The sequence below is a fragment of the Klebsiella sp. GB_Kp047 genome (assembly GCF_040065235.1).
GTDB classification, from domain to species: Bacteria; Pseudomonadota; Gammaproteobacteria; order Enterobacterales; family Enterobacteriaceae; genus Klebsiella; species Klebsiella quasipneumoniae.
The window spans coordinates 162,955-180,495 of record NZ_JBEAJG010000029.1 but is presented as its reverse complement, the minus strand read 5'-3'; the positions used below and the strand labels follow the sequence as shown (position 1 = coordinate 180,495).

Here is a 17,541-nt window from a genome sequence, read left to right as displayed (position 1 = left end):
CTTCTGCCCCGCCAGACAACAGAGATTAACTCCATAAAAAAGCTATTCAATTAGTGTGATCAGCCAGTTATTCACTAAAACATCTATATAATAATCTACTCATTAAGCCAATAACCGCAGCATGGCGAGTTATCAGACATTTTCGGCGCGTTCTGGCATACGCGTTCATACTTTTTGGGAAAGTAATACAAGGCGAAGGAATATGAATACAACTGCACCTACGGGTTTGCTGCAGCAACCTCGTCCGTTCTTCATGATCTTCTTTGTGGAGCTCTGGGAACGTTTTGGCTATTACGGCGTTCAGGGGATCCTGGCGGTCTTCTTTGTTAAACAGTTGGGCTTCTCTCAGGAACAGGCCTTTATCACCTTCGGCGCCTTCGCGGCGCTGGTTTACGGGCTGATCTCGATCGGCGGCTACGTGGGCGACCATCTTCTGGGGACCAAACGTACCCTGGTGCTCGGCGCGGTTGTGCTGGCTATCGGCTACTTTATGACCGGGATGTCGCTGCTGAAACCGCAGCTGATCTTTATCGCCCTCGGCACCATCGCCGTCGGCAACGGTTTGTTTAAAGCCAACCCGGCGAGCCTGCTGTCAAAATGCTATCCGCCGAAGGATGCCCGTCTCGACGGGGCGTTCACCCTGTTTTATATGTCGATAAACATCGGTTCGCTGCTGTCGCTGTCGCTGGCGCCGGTGATCGCGGAAAAGTTTGGCTACGCGGTGACCTATAACCTGTGCGGCGCGGGGCTGATTATCGCGCTGCTGGTCTACTTCGCCTGCCGCGGGATGGTAAAAGATATTGGCTCCGAGCCCGATCACCGCCCCCTCAGCCTGCGCAATCTGGCGCTGGTGCTGGCCGGTACGGTGGTAATGATTTTTCTCTGCGCCTGGCTGATGCATAACGTGATGATCGCCAACCTGGTGCTGATTGTCCTGTCGGTCGTGGTCATTGCGTTCTTTTTCCGCGAGGCGTTTCGCCTTGATAAAACCGGGCGCAACAAAATGTTCGTCGCCTTTATCCTGATGATCGAGGCGGTGCTGTTTTACATTCTCTACGCCCAGATGCCGACCTCGCTGAACTTCTTCGCCATCAACAACGTCCATCATCAGATCCTGGGTTTTACCATCAACCCGGTCAGCTTCCAGGCGCTGAACCCCTTCTGGGTGGTGGTAGCCAGCCCGGTGCTGGCGGCGATTTACACCCATCTCGGTCATAAGGGTAAAGACCTGACCATGCCGGTGAAATTTACCCTCGGGATGTTCCTCTGCGCGCTGGGCTTCCTGACCGCCGCGGCCGCCGGGATGTGGTTCGCCGACGCCCAGGGATTAACCTCGCCGTGGTTTATTGTGCTGGTTTATCTGTTCCAGAGCCTGGGCGAGCTGCTGATCAGCGCCCTGGGGCTGGCGATGGTCGCCGCGCTGGTGCCGCAGCATCTGATGGGCTTTATTCTGGGGATGTGGTTCCTGACCCAGGCCGCCGCGTTCCTGCTCGGCGGCTATGTGGCGACCTTCACCGCGGTGCCGGAAAATATCACCGACCCGCTGCAGACGCTGCCGGTTTACACCAGCGTGTTCAGTAAAATTGGCCTGGTGACCCTGGGGGTCACGGTGGTGATGGCGCTAATGGTGCCGTGGCTGAACCGGATGATTAATACCCCGGCCAGCGCCGAGTAACCGTTTAAGATGGCCGACCCGCACTGGCGCCGTTTGTTTAAATATTACGGTTCCCGGCTTGCGCTACGCTGAGCCGGGCTACAATGCGGTAGCCCGGATAAGGCGCGTTGCGCCGCTATCCGGGAGATACCACCACGGGGTAATATTACTCCGGCGTGCCGGCGTAAATATCAAACCGATGCCCTTTGGTCACCACCGCGTTCGGCGTGGCGACTTCCGCCAGCGGCGGCGCGTAATCCGGGCGCTTTACCACCACCCGTTTGGTCGCCAGCTGGCGCGCCGGGGCCAGCAGGCCATCGGCGTCTAAATCAGGCCCCACCAGCGACTGAAAAACGCGCATCTCTTTCTTCACCAGCGCGCTTTTCTGCTTATGCGGGAACATCGGGTCGAGGTAGACCACCTGCGGACGCGGGGTGATATCGGTCAGCGCCGTCAGGCTGGAGGCGTGGATCAGCTGCAGCCGCTCCTGCAGCCAGCCGCCGATTTCCGCATCGGCATAGCCGCGGGCCAGACCATCGTCGAGCAGCGCGGCGACCACCGGATTGCGCTCCAGCATCCGCACGCGACAGCCGACCGACGCCAGCACAAAGGCATCGCGCCCCAGGCCGGCGGTGGCGTCAACCACATCCGGCAGATAATCGCCTTTAATGCCCACCGCTTTGGCTACCGCTTCACCGCGGCCGCCGCCAAACTTGCGCCGGTGGGCCATCGCCCCGCCGACGAAATCGACGAAGATACCGCCAAGCTTAGGCTCATCGCGCTTACGCAGCTCCAGATGCTCAGCGGTCAACACCAGCGCCATCAGGTTATTGTCATCCTGCTCCAGCCCCCAGCGGGCGGCCAAAACAGATAAGGCGCCGTCTCCGGCGCCCGTTTCATCAATTAAGCAGATCTTCACGTAGCAATCAGCCTTTGATCCCGTAATGCTCAAGCATCGCGTCCAGCTGCGGCTCGCGCCCGCGGAAGCGTTTGAACAGCACCATCGGCTCTTCGGAACCGCCGCGGCTCAGGATGTTGTCGAGGAACGACTGACCGGTTTCGCGGTTGAAGATGCCCTCTTCTTCAAAGCGTGAGAAGGCATCTGCCGCCAGCACGTCGGCCCACAGGTAGCTGTAGTAACCCGCCGCGTAACCGCCGGCGAAGATATGGCTGAAGGCGTGCGGGAAGCGGCCCCAGGTTGGGCCTGGCACCACGGCGACCTGCTTTTTAATCTCCGCCAGGGTCTCAAGGATTTTCGCCCCCTGCTCCGGCTTGTACTCCGCGTGCAGGCGGAAATCGAACAGGCCGAACTCCAGCTGGCGCAGAATAAACATCGCCGCCTGGTAATTTTTCGCCGCCAGCATTTTCTCCAGCAGCGCCTGCGGCAGCGGTTCACCGGTTTCATAATGACCGGAGATAAAGGCCAGCGCTTCCGGCTCCCAGCACCAGTTTTCCATAAACTGGCTCGGCAGCTCGACCGCGTCCCACGGCACCCCGCTGATGCCGGAAACCCCGGCGGTATCGATGCGGGTCAGCATGTGGTGCAGACCGTGGCCGAACTCGTGGAACAGGGTGATCACTTCGTCGTGGGTGAACAGCGCCGGTTTGCCGTTGACCGGACGGTTGAAGTTACAGGTCAGGTAGGCGACCGGCTTCTGCAGGGAGCCATCCAGCTTACGCATCTGGCCGACGCAGTCGTCCATCCACGCCCCGCCGCGCTTGTGCTCGCGGGCATACAGGTCGAGATAGAAGCTGCCGCGCAGCTCGTTGTGTTCGTCATACAGCTCGAAGAAGCGCACTTCCGGATGCCACACATCGACATCGGTACGCTCTTTGGCGGTAATGCCGTAAATGCGCTTCACCACTTCGAACAGACCGTTAACGACTTTGTTTTCAGGGAAATAGGGGCGCAGCTGCTCATCGCTGATGCTGTAGAGATGCTGTTTCTGTTTTTCGCTGTAGTAAGCGATGTCCCACGGCTGCAGCTCTTCGACGCCGAACTCGGTTTTAGCGAAAGCGCGCAGCTGGGCCAGCTCTTTTTCGCCCTGTGGACGGGCGCGTTTTGCCAGGTCGGTGAGGAAGTCGAGCACCTGCTGCGGATCCTCCGCCATTTTGGTGGCGAGGGATTTAAAGGCGTAGCTGTCAAAGCCCAGCAGCTGCGCCAGCTCGTGGCGCAGAGCGAGGATCTCCGCCATCACCGGGCTGTTATCCCATTTCCCGGCGTTCGGCCCCTGATCGGAGGCGCGGGTGGAATAGGCGCGGTACATCTCTTCGCGCAGCGCCTGATTGTCGCAGTAGGTCATCACCGGCAGGTAGCTCGGGATATCCAGAGTCAGTAGATACCCTTCCTGCTCTTTGGCCTGGGCCTGCGCCTGAGCGGCGGCCAGCGCGCTTTCCGGCATACCGGCCAGATCGGCGACGTCGGTCACCAGCTTGTTCCAGCCCATGGTGGCGTCAAGGACGTTGTTGCTATACTGGTTGCCCAGCTCAGAGAGGCGCGCGGCGATTTCACCGTAGCGTTTCTGCGCCTCCGGCGGCAGGCCAATACCGGATAATTCGAAATCGCGCAGCGCGTTATCAACCGCTTTTTTCTGCGCGGTATTCAGCGTGGCGTAGTTATCGCCATCGCGCAGGTCGCGGTAGGCTTTATACAGGCCTTCATGCTGGCCGACCCAGGTGCTGTACTCGGAGAGCAGCGGCAGCGTCTGTTCGTAGGCCTCGCGCAGTTCCGGGCTGTTTTTTACCGAATTGAGATGGCTGACAGGCGAGAAGATGCGTCCCAGCACATCGTCCACTTCCGCCAGCGGCTGGCAAAGATTTTCCCAGCTATACGGCGCGCCGTGCGCCACCGCGCTTTCCACTGCGGCCCGGCAATCCTCCAGCGCTTTGGTGACCGCGGGGACCACGTGCTCTGGTTTGATCGCAGAAAAAGGCGGCAGGGAAAAAGGCGTCAGTAATGGATTGGTCATATGCGCTGTCCTGTTGAAAAGGGTGAGTGAAGCGCGCGTCCGGCGCTTATGCATGAGATCTAGAATGGGGGATAGTTGGGGGAATTTCAATGACGGGCGGTGCGTCAGCCTGGGTATTGCTGCGATAAGTCCGCCCGTTGCCGGAAAAACGCGGCACGCGGTGCAGCGTGCCGGAAACCGCATTAATGCCCTTTTTGCGCCATTTCCCAGGCCGCCGACAGATTCAGCCGCTGCCAGAACTGCTGCTCGGGGGTGGCGCCGGACAGCGGGTAGCCCGCCGGCAGCGCGGTATTGACCATCAGCGCCCGGCGCTGGGCCGCAGACAGCTGCGGCAGGGCAGCCTCCAGCAGCACTTCCGCCCCCTTCGGCACCTGCAGGCGCGGCTGCGGCCCCGTCTGGCGCGGCAGGTCGTAGGTCATGGTGAAACGAGTGAAATCACGCATCGCCGGATCGCGCCAGGGATCGTCTTTCACGCTGCTCTTCGCGCACTCGGCAAGCGATGTGCCGCAGGCTTTCGCCAGCGCGGCGCGCAGCTGATCGCGGGCTTCGTTAAATAATACCCGGTAGCGCGGATCGTTAAGATAATGGGCCACGTTGCGCTCGGCCACCATCCGCGAGCCGATCACATCCAGGGGATAGTGGACACCCAGCACGATGCGCGAATAGCCATAGCGTGCGCCACGCGCCACCAGTGCGTCGAACCGCTCCGGGATCATCGCCGCCAGCAGCAGCGCATCAGTATAGCCAGTGTTGGTGTGACCGCTGGGGAACGAGCCGCCGTCGGCGGTATAGGGCTGGTTATCCTTCACCACCACGTCGTCCGGCACCAGGTGAATGGTGTTGCCCTGCACCAGAAACGGCCGCGGATTGTTGTAGTGCTTTTTCGCCTCGCCGGTGCTGACCTCCGAGGCTTTGATCAGCGCCGCCGCTTTCCCCAGCGCGCCCTGGTCATAGGCGGTCAGAAACGCGTTGCCCAGCCGCGGCCCCAGCGCGTCGCTGAGGAAGTAGAGGTAGCTAATCCCTTCCGCATCGGCCAGCGCCTGACGTCGGGTGGTCTGTACGGCGTCGCGGTTAATGGCGGTCACCATCGCCAGATTCTGCTGCACGACGGTCTCCGGCAGGCTGCTGAACGCCGACAGCAGCGCAATGCCCGCCTGCTGATTGGCCCGGGTCTGGAATTCATAGCCGCTGGCCTTCAGCCAGGCGGTATCGGCCTGGGTTTTGTTTTGTTTCGCGTGCGCCAGCCGATCGCGTGTCAGCGCGGCGGCATCCCCCTGCAGAGCGTGGCGCAGCTGCGCCAGCGCCTGTTGCTCAAGATCGTCATACGCCTGGCTGGAGGCAGCCGGCGTCACGCTATTGGCGAGGGCCGCCGCTCTGTTCAGCGGGATGTCTTTAGCCAGAACCGGTTGCGCCAGCAGCAGCGCCACGGCCAGCAGCGAGAGTTGATTTTTCATTATTTTTCCTTTTATTCAAACAATTACCTTGCCTGTATCCGACGCTAGCGCGGCCGTTTGACGCTTTTATGACAGCGTTATGTTTTGCAACGCTTTTGGCAGAAATGAAACAGCGCGGCGGCGCAGCGGTAATCTCGGCCGATCTGCGGTAAACTATCGGTTAACTTGTTTATTTCCCGGAATCTCTGCATCCATGCTCAGTTATCGCCACAGCTTTCACGCAGGCAACCACGCCGACGTCCTCAAACACACCGTTCAGAGCCTGATCATCGAAGCGCTGAAAGAGAAAGAAAAACCGTTTCTCTACCTGGACACCCACGCCGGCGCGGGCCGCTATCAGCTGAGCGGCGAGCACGCCGAGCGTACCGGCGAGTATCTTGAAGGCATCGCCCGAATCTGGCAGCAGGACGACCTGCCGGCAGAGCTTGAGCCCTATATTTCGGTGGTCGAACACTTCAACCGTAACGGCCAGCTGCGCTACTACCCGGGCTCCCCGCTGATCGCCCGCCAGCTGCTCCGCGAGCAGGACAGCCTGCAGATGACCGAGCTGCACCCGAGCGACTTCCCGCTGCTACGCGCCGAGTTCCAGAAAGACAGCCGCGCGCGCGTCGATAAAGCCGATGGCTACCAGCAGCTGAAAGCTAAGCTGCCGCCGGTCTCGCGCCGCGGTCTGATTCTGATCGACCCGCCGTACGAAATTAAAACCGACTATCAGGCGGTGGTGACCGGGATTAACGAAGGCTATAAACGCTTCGCCACCGGCACCTACGCGCTGTGGTATCCGGTGGTGCTGCGCGCGCAAATAAAACGCATGATCAAAGATTTAGAAGCCACAGGTATCCGCAAAATTCTGCAAATCGAGCTGGCGGTGCGTCCGGACAGCGACCAGCGCGGCATGACCGCCTCCGGGATGATCGTCATCAACCCGCCGTGGAAGCTGGAGCAGCAGATGAACAATGTGCTGCCGTGGCTACACAGCAAGCTGGTGCCGGCCGGTACCGGTCACACGGCCGTCAGCTGGATCGTGCCGGAGTAATCGCAACCATCGGTGGAACCTTTTACGCCTCGCGCTACAATCGCGGCAATCAACGATTAAGGACATATGGGCATGAGCAAACATTATGATTACCTCGCCATCGGCGGCGGTAGCGGCGGTATCGCCTCGATTAACCGTGCGGCCATGTACGGCCAGAAGTGCGCGCTGATTGAAGCCAAAGCGCTGGGCGGTACCTGCGTCAACGTCGGCTGCGTGCCGAAAAAAGTGATGTGGCATGCGGCGCAGATCCGCGAAGCGATTCATCTTTACGGCCCGGACTACGGTTTCGATACCACCATCAACCATTTCGACTGGGAGAAGCTGGTCGCCAGCCGCAGCGCCTATATCGACCGCATTCATACCTCCTACGACAACGTGCTGGGTAAGAATAACGTCGACGTGATCAAAGGGTTTGCGCGCTTTGTCGATGCCCACACCGTGGAAGTGAACGGCGAGACCATTACCGCCGATCATATCCTGATCGCCACCGGCGGCCGTCCGAGCCACCCGAACATTCCGGGCGTGGAATACGGTATTGATTCCGACGGTTTCTTCGAACTGCCGGCGCTGCCGAAGCGCGTGGCGGTGGTCGGCGCGGGCTACATCGCCGTTGAACTGGCGGGGGTGATTAACGGCCTCGGCGCTGAGACCCACCTGTTCGTGCGTAAGCACGCGCCGCTGCGCAGCTTCGATCCGCTGATCGTCGACACGCTGGTGGAAGTGATGAACGCCGAAGGTCCGCAGCTGCATACCAACGCCATCCCGAAAGCGGTGGTGAAGCATGCCGACGGTAGCCTGACCCTTGAGCTGGAAGATGGCCGCAGCCAGACCGTTGACTGCCTGATCTGGGCGATTGGCCGCGAACCGGCGACCGATAACTTCAACCTGGCGGCTACCGGCGTGAAAACCGACGATAAAGGCTACATCGTCGTCGATAAGTTTCAGAACACCAGCGTGCCGGGCATCTACGCCGTGGGCGATAACACTGGCGCCGTCGAACTGACCCCGGTGGCCGTGGCCGCAGGCCGTCGCCTCTCCGAACGCTTGTTTAACAACAAGCCAGAAGAGCATCTGGACTACAACAATATTCCGACCGTGGTCTTCAGCCACCCGCCTATCGGCACCGTCGGCTTAACCGAGCCGCAGGCGCGCGAGCAGTATGGCGACGACGCGGTGAAGGTCTACAAATCCTCCTTCACCGCGATGTACACCGCCGTCACCTCGCACCGCCAGCCGTGCCGCATGAAGCTGGTGTGCGTTGGCCCGGAAGAGAAGATTGTCGGCATCCACGGCATCGGCTTCGGAATGGATGAGATGCTGCAGGGCTTTGCGGTGGCGTTGAAGATGGGCGCTACCAAAAAAGACTTCGACAATACCGTCGCTATTCACCCGACGGCGGCAGAAGAGTTCGTCACCATGCGCTAACACGCGAGCGCCGGATGATAAAAAGAAGCCCTGAGGGGCTTCTTTTTTTTTATGCTCAGGCCACGCCGTTATTGCCATGGCGCATAAACGCCGGGCGCTGATTGAGCGCCATATACCAGCGCTCCACGGCCGGCATTTCCGGATGCGCAAAGGGCGTCATCTTCCAGCGATGCACCGACAGCCCCAGCACGATATCGGCCAGGGTGAAGCGCTCGCCGGCTATCCACGCCCCGGTACGCTGCAACTGCGCCTCGACAATGCGCACACAGTGGGTCCAGGTGGCAATGCTCTCTTTAATCGCCGCCGGATCCTGAAAGCGAGGATCTTTACGCACCAGCCCCATAAAGGCATGGCGCCAGGCAGTATTGAACTCGGTCGCCTGCCAGTCCATCCAGTGCTCCACCTCGGCGGCGGGCTGCGGCTCAGCGGGCAGCAGATCCCAGCGCTCCGCTTTCCGCGCCAGATAGCGGCAGATGCTGTTCGACTCCCAGAGCACAAAGTCATCGTCCAGCAGCACCGGCACCAGGCTGTTAGGATTCAGGCGCTGAAATTCAGGGGTGTCCAGGGGCTTAAACCCGCTGCCGTAATCCTCCTGCTGGTACGCCAGCCCGATCTCCTCGCAGGTCCACAGCACTTTCCGTACATTGATTGAAGAGCGTTTGCCCAGAATTGTTAGCATCGTCAGCGATTCCTCAGCCATAAAAGACAGTTCATTCACTCTACTCTATTGCTAGCCAGCAACAAGGCAGAGCGCTGGATAATGTGTATAGTTGATTCCAGCCTGTTTGCCGAAAAGGAACCCGACATGTTGACCCCTTTTACCGTTTTGATGCCCGCCAATATTCGTTTTGGCCGCGGTCAGGCCCAGAGCGCCGCCCCCTGGCTGGCGCAGCAGGGTGGTCCCATTCTGCTGGTGCATGGTGCCAGCCCGCAGCGGGCGGCGTTTCTCCGCCAGCAGCTGGAGGCGCTGCAGCTTGCGGTCACGACGCTGGCGATAAGTCGCGAACCCTGGCTTAGCGATATTGAGCAGGGCGTCCAGCTGGCGCGCGAGAAAGGGATCAGGGCGGTGGTCAGCCTCGGCGGCGGCGCGGTGATTGACGCCGGTAAGGCGATTGCGGCGCTGGCGCCCGCCACCGGCCCGGTGATCGACTATCTGGAGGTGGTGGGAACGGGCCGTCAGCTGGAAGCCAGTCCCCTGCCGTTCGTGGCGATCCCCACCACCGCCGGGACGGGCGCGGAGGTTACCAAAAATGCGGTGATCAACGTTCCGGAACAGCAGCGGAAGGTGAGCCTGCGCGACGACCGGATGCTGCCTGACCTGGCGATTGTCGACCCGGCGCTAACCGACAACGCGCCGCGGAGTATCACCCTGAGCTCCGGCCTTGACGCCCTGACCCAGGTGATAGAGCCGTGGCTCTGCAGCCGGGCCACCCCTTTCACCGACGCCCTCTGTCAACAGGCGATCCCGCGGGGTATCCGCGCGCTGAAGGTTCTGATGGAAAAAGAGTGCCCGGCCAGCCGCGACGAGATGGCCTGGGTCAGCCTGTGCGGCGGACTGGCGCTGGCGAACGCCGGGCTGGGGGTGATCCATGGCCTCGCCGGCCCGCTGGGCGGCCTGAGCCGCGCCTCGCATGGTGCCCTGTGCGGCAGCCTGCTGCCGTTTGGGCTGGCGCTGAATGAGTCGCAGATAAACGACCCCGCCCTGCGCCAGCGCTTCAACGATGTTCGCCGCTGGCTGGCCGACGGGCTGGAGGTTCCGGCGGATCGGGTCTGGGACAGTCTGCGGGAATGGAGCCTTCGCGCCGGTCTCGGCACCCTGCGCGACCTCGGCGTGGCGCGCGACGCGCTGGAGCCGGCGGCGCTGGCCGCCAGCACCTCCTCATCGATGAAGGCCAATCCGGTCAGCCTGAGCAGCGAACAGCTGCTGGAGATGCTGGAGGCGGCGTGGGAGTGAGCGCCCCGGGATAAAATTTTGTTGCATAATGAATGCTCCGAATTTTATCTTCGCCCAAGCGCGGACTTATTAATGATTTATCAAGGCGTTACTTAAAAACCACGGCGTCCCCTGCAGGCGAAAAAGCGTGATCTAACGCACAGTTTGCTTCACACTCACCGAAGCGACTGTCTACGCTTAAAAGACAAGGCCGGGTACGCCCGGCCGCGAACTCACGCTATCCGGAGGTCCGTATCGCTATGTTCAGCCAGAAATTACGCCACGTTGAAGACGACGAGTTAAGGATCGACATCGATCCCTGCTACGAAGCCGATCCGTACGAATTAAAGCTGGATGAGATGATTGACGCTGAACCGGAGCCTGAGGTGATCGAGGGGCTTCCGGCGTCTGACGCCCTCACCCCGGCGGATCGCTATCTTGAGCTGTTTACCAACGTGCAGAAATCACGCATTTTTGCCGACAGCAAAACGTTTCCCGACTGCGCGCCTAAGCACGACCCGCTGGACATCCTGCGGAACTACCGGAAGGTCAAACGTCAGCCCGATTTCGATCTACGGCAGTTCGTTGAGGACAACTTCTGGCTGCCGGAGAGCCAGACCGACGTTTACACCTCCGACCCCAACCTGACGCTGAAAGAGCACATCGATAAGCTGTGGCCGGTGCTGACCCGCGAGCCTCAGGATCATATCCCCTGGTCGTCGCTGCTGGCGCTGCCGCAGGCCTATATCGTCCCCGGCGGCCGCTTTAGCGAAACCTATTACTGGGACTCTTATTTCACCATGCTGGGGCTGGCGGAGAGCGGCCGGGAAGATCTGCTGAAATGCATGGCCGATAACTTCGCCTGGCTGATTGAAACCTACGGTCACATTCCGAACGGCAACCGCACTTACTACCTCAGCCGCTCGCAGCCACCGGTGTTCGCCCTGATGGTCGAACTTTTTGAAGAGGACGGCGTGCGCGGCGCGAAGCGCTATCTGGATCATCTGAAGATGGAGCACGCCTTCTGGATGGACGGCGCCGAGTCGCTGATCCCGCATCAGGCGTATCGGCACGTGGTGCGCATGCCGGATGGCTCCTTGCTCAATCGCTACTGGGACGATCGGGACACGCCGCGGGATGAATCGTGGCGCGAGGACGTGGAGACCGCCCGCCACTCGGGACGGCCGGCTAATGAAGTCTACCGCGATCTGCGGGCGGGCGCCGCGTCCGGCTGGGACTACTCCAGCCGCTGGCTGCGGGATATCACGCGGCTGGCCAGTATCCGTACCACGCAGTTTATCCCCATCGACCTGAACGCCTTCCTGTTCAAGCTGGAGACGACCATCGCCAACCTCTCCGGGCTGAAGGGCGATCGCGAGACGGAAGCAGCCTTCCGCCAGAAGGCTCAGGATCGGCGGGCGGCGGTTAACCGCTACCTGTGGGACGATGAGAACGGCTGTTTTCGCGATTATGACTGGCGCCGCGAACAGCTGGCGCTGTTTTCCGCCGCCAGCATTGTCACCCTTTACGTCGGCCTGGCGACCCACGAACAGGCGGAACGCCTTGCCGATGCGGTGCGGGCCCGCCTGCTCACCCCCGGAGGGATCATGGCCACCGAATACGAAAGCGGCGAGCAGTGGGATAAACCCAACGGCTGGGCGCCGCTGCAGTGGATGGCGGTGCAGGGATTTAAACGCTACGGTCAGGATCCGTTGGGAGATGAGATCGCCTGGAGCTGGCTGCAGACGGTCAACCACTTCTACAAGCAGCACCACAAGCTGATTGAGAAATACCACATCGCCACCGGCGTGCCGCATGAGGGCGGCGGCGGGGAGTATCCCCTGCAGGATGGCTTCGGCTGGACCAACGGCGTGGTGCGCCGGCTGATTGGCCTGTACGGTGAGCCAACCTAGTCGGGCTGTTCCCGGCGGCCTTCTCCTGCTATGTTCAGGGGATTCGCCCTGCCCGGAATGACGCTTATGCCTGAACTTCTGACGCCGCGCCTGCGCTGCTCACCGCTGCAGCTGGACGACTGGTCGTTTTTTCTTTCCCTGCAGCAGGATCCGCAGGTCATGCTCTATGTGGCCGACCCCCGGCCGCAGGCGGCCATCCGCGAGGCGTTCGATTCGCGGCTGCCGCCGTGGACGCCCGGGGATGCACACTGGCTGTGCCTGGTGGTGCGCGACAGGCTGACCCATACCCCGCTCGGCCTCACCGGTTACCTACATCATCAGCGCGACATAGCCGAGGTCGGCTTTCTCTTCGCCCCGGCGGCGCAGGGCCGGGGCTACGGCTACGAATCGCTGCGCGCGCTGTGCGACTACGCCTTCACCACCGGCGGCGTCCGCCGCCTGACCGCCACCGTCACCGCCGGCAACGAGGCGTCTAAGCAGTTACTGCTCAAAGCCGGGTTCCGGCTGGAGGGGGAGCTGCGGGAGAACTACTGGCTCAACGGACGCTGGCACAACGACTGGCTGTTCGGTCGGCTGCGCGCGGAGGGCGATGCGCCCTAGCGCGCCGCCGCTCACGGTCTGACGACAGCGGGGTTCAGAGGAACATCCCTCCCGAGACTTCCACACGCTGCGCGTTCATCCACGCCAGCTCATCGCTGAGCAGGGCGGCGATGGCGTCGCCGATATCATCCGGTAGCCCGACGCGCCCCAGCGCGGTCTGGGCGGCGATATGCCGATTCACCTCGGCGTTATCACGCACCTCCCCGCCGCCAAAATCGGTCTCAATGGCCCCCGGCGCGATGATGTTCACCGATATCCCCCGTCCGCCCAGCTCTTTCGCCTGATAGCGGGTCAGGACCTCCATCGCCCCCTTCATCGCGGCGTAGGCCGCATAGCCCGGCAGGGCAAAGCGCGCCAGGCCGCTGGAGACATTAAGGATCCGCCCCCCGTCCTGCAGGAGGGGCAGCAGCCGCTGGGTCAGAAAAAACGGCCCTTTGAACTGGATGTTCATCAGCTCGTCAAACTGCGCTTCACTGGTCTCGGCGAAGGGGACGTTGAGGCCGATCCCAGCGTTGTTCAGTAAATAATCAAAGGTAGTGCGTCCCCACTTCTGCGCCAGCACCTGCGCCACCTCACTGGCAAAGGCGTCGAATGTTGAGGAATCGCCGACGTTCAGCGCCAATGCTGCCGCCTTGACCCCTTTTTGCTCAATCTCCGCCACCACATCAAGAGCCGCCTGGCGGTTGCTGTGATAGGTCAGAAGAATGTCGGTTCCCTTCGCCGCCAGCTTCAACGCGGCGTTTTTACCCAGGCCACGGCTGCCGCCGGTCACTAAAGCGATACGTTGTGTCATCAGAAGACCCCTTTCAGGTTGCGTTGTGATTGTGTCCTAGCTTATTAACTGCCAGTAAAACAATAAATACGCTACATTACGTTTTACTGTTTCATTCACAACAACAATAGGCCATGAGCATGGATAAAATTCATGCAATGCAGTTATTCATTCGCGTAGCGGATCTGGAGAGCTTCTCCCGCGCCGCCGAGACCCTGGCGCTGCCGAAAGGCAGCGTCTCGCGGCAGATTCAGGCCCTGGAAAGCCATCTTGGCGTGCGGCTCCTGCACCGTACCACCCGTCGGGTTCAACTCACCCAGGATGGGATGGTCTACTACGAGCGGGCGAAGGATCTGCTGAGCAATCTCGACGAACTGGACGGGATGTTCCAGCACGATCCGGCGAGCATCAGCGGTCGGCTGCGGGTGGATATGCCGGTCGGTTTTGCCAAAAAGCTGGTGATCCCGCATCTGCCGACTTTTTTGCAGCAGTATCCGGGCATCGAACTGGAGCTGAGCAGCAGCGACCGGCTGGTGGACGTGATCCGCGAGGGGTTTGACTGCGTGGTGCGCGTCGGCGCGCTCAAAGACTCCGGGCTTATCGCCCGCCCGCTGGGCAAGCTGACGCAAATTAACTGCGCCAGCCCGGACTACCTGGCCCGTTTTGGCTACCCGCAATCCCTGGAGGATCTGGCGGATCATGCCCTGATCCACTACGCCAGCACTCTCGGGGTCCGTCCTTCCGGCTTCGAGGTGGTGATCGACGGCGCCGTGCGCTGGGTAAAAAGCGGCGGCATATTGACGGTCAACAGCACGGAAACCTATCAGGCGGCCTGTATCGCCGGGCTGGGAATTATTCAGGTGCCGCGCACCGGCGTGCGCGAGGCGTTACGCGCCGGCGAACTGATCGAGATCCTGCCCCAGTACCGCGCTGAGCCGCTGCCGGTCTCGCTTATCTACCCGCACCGGCGCAATCTCTCCCGCCGCGTGCATCTGTTTATGGAGTGGCTGGGCGGGCTGATGAAAGATTACGTCGATTGATCCGCGCGGAGGGTGAACGGGGGACGGGCAGATGCGTTCCTGCAGGATACGGCATTTAAGGTATACTTTTTGCTGAATCTCGCGGTAAAAAAGGAAGAAATTACGTATGACGCCGGAAAACGACGATCGACGCCCACCACAGGAACCGGACACGCAGCCGGAGAAAAGCAAAAGCCCCCTCGACGCCCTCAATGACACGGCCGTCGGCCAAAAAGCCAGCCAGGCGCTGAAGACCGTCACCGGAACGGCGGCTAAAGTGCAGCGCAACCCGGTGATCGCCCACCTGCTACGCGCCGCAGAGCGCTTCAACGACCGGCTGGGAAATCAGTTCGGCGCGGCCATCACCTATTTCTCGTTCCTGTCGATGATCCCGATCCTGATGGTCTCATTTGCCGCCGCCGGCTTCGTTCTGGCCTGGCATCCGACCCTGCTGCAGGACATTTTCGACAAAATTCTGCAAAACGTCAGCGACCCGACGCTGGCGGCGACGCTGAAAAACACCATCAACACCGCGGTGCAGCAGCGTACCGCCGTCGGTGTGGTCGGCCTGCTGGTGGCGCTCTATTCCGGTATTAACTGGATGGGCAACCTGCGCGAAGCGATCCGCGCTCAGTCACGCGACGTCTGGGAGCGCCGGCCGCAGGACGAGGAGAAAATCTGGATAAAATACTTCCGCGATCTTATCTCGCTGATCGGTCTGCTGGTGGCGCTGATTATTACGCTGTCGATCACCTCTGTCGCCGGTTCCGCCCAGCAGTTGATTATCTCCGCGCTGTATCTGGACAATATTGAATGGCTGAAACCCGCCTGGCGGCTGATCGGTCTCGCCATCTCTATTTTTGCCAACTATCTGCTCTTTTTCTGGATCTTCTGGCGGCTGCCGCGCCATCGTCCGCGGCGCAAGGCCCTGTTTCGCGGCACGCTTATCGCGGCGATTGGCTTTGAAATCATCAAAATCGTCATGACCTGGACGCTGCCGGCGCTGGTAAAATCCCCCTCCGGGGCGGCGTTCGGATCGGTGCTCGGGCTGATGGCCTTTTTCTATTTCTTTGCCCGCCTGACGCTGTTCTGCGCCGCGTGGATCGCCACCGCGGAGTATAAAGACGACCGACGGATGCCGGGCAAAACCCACCGCTGACGTATTGCGAGGATGAATAAAAGAGGCAAAATTCATCCTCGCGCTTGATTTCAGCAGATAAATCCAGCGCGTAACTTTTATTTAACGAAAAACTGGTTTTATTCTCTATCCTTTTAATTGTGTGAAGCATTTCATAGAACTATTTTTTCTGGCGTAAAAATTATCCGCTTTTTGCCGCTTTTTTGCGCATTCCCCTCGTTTGTTACAGATTGAAATGTCCCTGTGGCTGTGGCTATATGGCTTTTCGTTCGCGCAAAAATAAGAAAGATCTATGCAAGCCACAGCCACCACACTCGAAAACACGCAGGAAACCGCCCCGGTCAACTCACGCAATAAAGTCGTTGTCGCCTCGCTCATTGGCACCGCCATTGAGTTTTTCGACTTCTACATTTATGCCACTGCCGCGGTCATCGTCTTCCCGCATATCTTCTTCCCGCAGGGCGATGCCGCCGCGGCCACCCTGCAATCGCTGGCCACCTTCGCCATCGCCTTCGTCGCCCGGCCAATCGGCTCCGCGCTGTTTGGCCACTTCGGCGATCGCGTCGGCCGCAAGGTTACCCTGGTGGCTTCGCTGTTAACCATGGGGATCTCCACCGTGGTGATCGGCCTGCTGCCCGGCTATGAAAGCATTGGCATTGTCGCGCCGATGCTGCTGGCGCTGGCGCGCTTCGGTCAGGGACTTGGCCTCGGAGGGGAATGGGGCGGCGCGGCGCTGCTGGCTACGGAAAACGCCCCGGCGCGCAAGCGCGCCCTGTACGGCTCCTTCCCGCAGCTGGGCGCGCCGATCGGCTTCTTCTTCGCCAACGGCACCTTCCTGCTGCTCTCCTGGCTGTTAACCGATCAGCAGTTTATGGAGTGGGGCTGGCGTGTGCCGTTTATCTTCTCCGCGGTGCTGGTGATCATCGGTCTTTATGTTCGCGTTTCGCTGCATGAGACCCCGGTCTTCGCCAAAGTGGCGGCGGCGAAAAAACAGGTCAAAATCCCGCTGGGTACCCTGTTGACCAAACACGTTCGCGTGACGGTGCTGGGCACCTTCATCATGCTGGCAACCTATACCCTGTTCTACATCATGACCGTCTACTCGATGACCTTCAGCACCGGCGCGGCGCCGAATGGCCTGGGCCTGCCGCGTAACGAAGTGCTGTGGATGCTGATGATGGCAGTGATTGGCTTTGGCGTGATGGTGCCGATCGCCGGCCTGCTGGCGGATGCCTTTGGTCGTCGTAAGAGCATGATTATCATCACCACGATGATTATTTTGTTCGCCCTGTTCGCCTTTAAACCGCTGCTGGGCTCCGGCAATCCGCTGCTGGTCTTCGCCTTCCTGCTGCTGGGCTTAAGCCTGATGGGACTGACCTTTGGCCCGATGGGCGCGCTGCTGCCGGAGCTGTTCCCGACGGAAGTGCGTTACACCGGGGCATCGTTCTCCTATAACGTGTCGTCGATCCTCGGCGCCTCGGTGGCGCCGTACATTGCCGCCTGGCTGCAGGGCAACTATGGCCTCGCGGCGGTCGGCACCTATCTGGCGGCGATGGCGGCGCTGACGCTGATCGCCCTGCTGCTGACCCACGAGACCCGCCACCAGTCGTTATGATCCTTCGCCCTGA

14 protein-coding genes are annotated in these 17,541 nt (G+C 60.7%); 9 read left to right on the top strand and 5 right to left on the bottom strand.

Annotated elements, in window-relative coordinates:
- Positions 1 to 202 precede the first annotated feature (202 nt).
- Positions 203 to 1,675, top strand: a complete 1,473-nt coding sequence (gene dtpB / locus ABLV76_RS11600; RefSeq protein ID WP_004204941.1) for a dipeptide/tripeptide permease DtpB — start codon at positions 203 to 205, stop codon at positions 1,673 to 1,675.
- A gap of 145 nt (positions 1,676 to 1,820) precedes the next feature.
- Here dtpB and rsmJ read toward each other — a convergent pair whose 3' ends face one another.
- From rsmJ to ABLV76_RS11585, 3 genes are all read right to left on the bottom strand, one after another.
- A complete protein-coding gene (rsmJ, locus tag ABLV76_RS11595; protein WP_043522531.1) occupies positions 1,821 to 2,573 on the bottom strand; it encodes a 16S rRNA (guanine(1516)-N(2))-methyltransferase RsmJ in 753 nt (250 codons plus the stop codon).
- A 7-nt stretch (positions 2,574 to 2,580) separates the two neighbouring features.
- On the bottom strand, positions 2,581 to 4,623 hold the full coding sequence (gene prlC, locus ABLV76_RS11590) for an oligopeptidase A (protein WP_135683846.1): 2,043 nt from the start codon (positions 4,621 to 4,623) through the stop codon (positions 2,581 to 2,583).
- 182 nt (positions 4,624 to 4,805) lie between these two features.
- Entirely contained in the window at positions 4,806 to 6,077 is a 1,272-nt protein-coding gene (locus ABLV76_RS11585; protein ID WP_094334647.1) for a phosphatase PAP2 family protein, read from the bottom strand.
- 193 nt (positions 6,078 to 6,270) lie between these two features.
- Between ABLV76_RS11585 and ABLV76_RS11580 the strand changes: the two genes are divergently transcribed.
- Positions 6,271 to 7,113 (top strand): 23S rRNA (adenine(2030)-N(6))-methyltransferase RlmJ, encoded by an 843-nt coding sequence (locus tag ABLV76_RS11580; RefSeq protein WP_053809893.1) that lies wholly within the window; start codon positions 6,271 to 6,273, stop codon positions 7,111 to 7,113.
- A gap of 72 nt (positions 7,114 to 7,185) precedes the next feature.
- On the top strand, positions 7,186 to 8,538 hold the full coding sequence (gorA, locus tag ABLV76_RS11575; RefSeq protein WP_053809892.1) for a glutathione-disulfide reductase: 1,353 nt from the start codon (positions 7,186 to 7,188) through the stop codon (positions 8,536 to 8,538).
- Positions 8,539 to 8,593: 55 nt separating this feature from the next.
- Here gorA and ABLV76_RS11570 read toward each other — a convergent pair whose 3' ends face one another.
- The gene (locus ABLV76_RS11570) at positions 8,594 to 9,217 is read right to left on the bottom strand and encodes a glutathione S-transferase (protein WP_048295868.1); all 624 of its coding nucleotides are present in this window, start codon (positions 9,215 to 9,217) and stop codon (positions 8,594 to 8,596) included.
- A 126-nt stretch (positions 9,218 to 9,343) separates the two neighbouring features.
- Between ABLV76_RS11570 and ABLV76_RS11565 the strand changes: the two genes are divergently transcribed.
- The 3 genes from ABLV76_RS11565 (at position 9,344) to ABLV76_RS11555 (ending at position 12,984) form a co-directional block, all read left to right on the top strand.
- A complete protein-coding gene (locus tag ABLV76_RS11565; RefSeq protein ID WP_032456705.1) occupies positions 9,344 to 10,492 on the top strand; it encodes an iron-containing alcohol dehydrogenase in 1,149 nt (382 codons plus the stop codon).
- Between the two features lie 239 nt (positions 10,493 to 10,731).
- Entirely contained in the window at positions 10,732 to 12,384 is a 1,653-nt protein-coding gene (locus ABLV76_RS11560) for an alpha,alpha-trehalase (protein WP_017899998.1), read from the top strand.
- Between the two features lie 66 nt (positions 12,385 to 12,450).
- Positions 12,451 to 12,984, top strand: a complete 534-nt coding sequence (locus tag ABLV76_RS11555) for a GNAT family protein (RefSeq protein ID WP_017899999.1) — start codon at positions 12,451 to 12,453, stop codon at positions 12,982 to 12,984.
- A gap of 34 nt (positions 12,985 to 13,018) precedes the next feature.
- On the opposite strand, the gene ABLV76_RS11550 is transcribed toward ABLV76_RS11555, so the two are convergent.
- The gene (locus tag ABLV76_RS11550) at positions 13,019 to 13,777 is read right to left on the bottom strand and encodes an SDR family oxidoreductase (protein ID WP_017900000.1); all 759 of its coding nucleotides are present in this window, start codon (positions 13,775 to 13,777) and stop codon (positions 13,019 to 13,021) included.
- 119 nt (positions 13,778 to 13,896) lie between these two features.
- On the opposite strand from ABLV76_RS11550, the gene ABLV76_RS11545 reads away from it, so the two are divergent.
- From ABLV76_RS11545 to ABLV76_RS11535, 3 genes are all read left to right on the top strand, one after another.
- A complete protein-coding gene (locus ABLV76_RS11545) occupies positions 13,897 to 14,796 on the top strand; it encodes a LysR family transcriptional regulator (RefSeq protein ID WP_004204959.1) in 900 nt (299 codons plus the stop codon).
- A 106-nt stretch (positions 14,797 to 14,902) separates the two neighbouring features.
- The gene (gene yhjD, locus ABLV76_RS11540) at positions 14,903 to 15,934 is read left to right on the top strand and encodes an inner membrane protein YhjD (protein ID WP_004204960.1); all 1,032 of its coding nucleotides are present in this window, start codon (positions 14,903 to 14,905) and stop codon (positions 15,932 to 15,934) included.
- A 271-nt stretch (positions 15,935 to 16,205) separates the two neighbouring features.
- Positions 16,206 to 17,528 (top strand): MFS transporter, encoded by a 1,323-nt coding sequence (locus ABLV76_RS11535; protein WP_017900001.1) that lies wholly within the window; start codon positions 16,206 to 16,208, stop codon positions 17,526 to 17,528.
- Positions 17,529 to 17,541 lie beyond the last annotated feature (13 nt).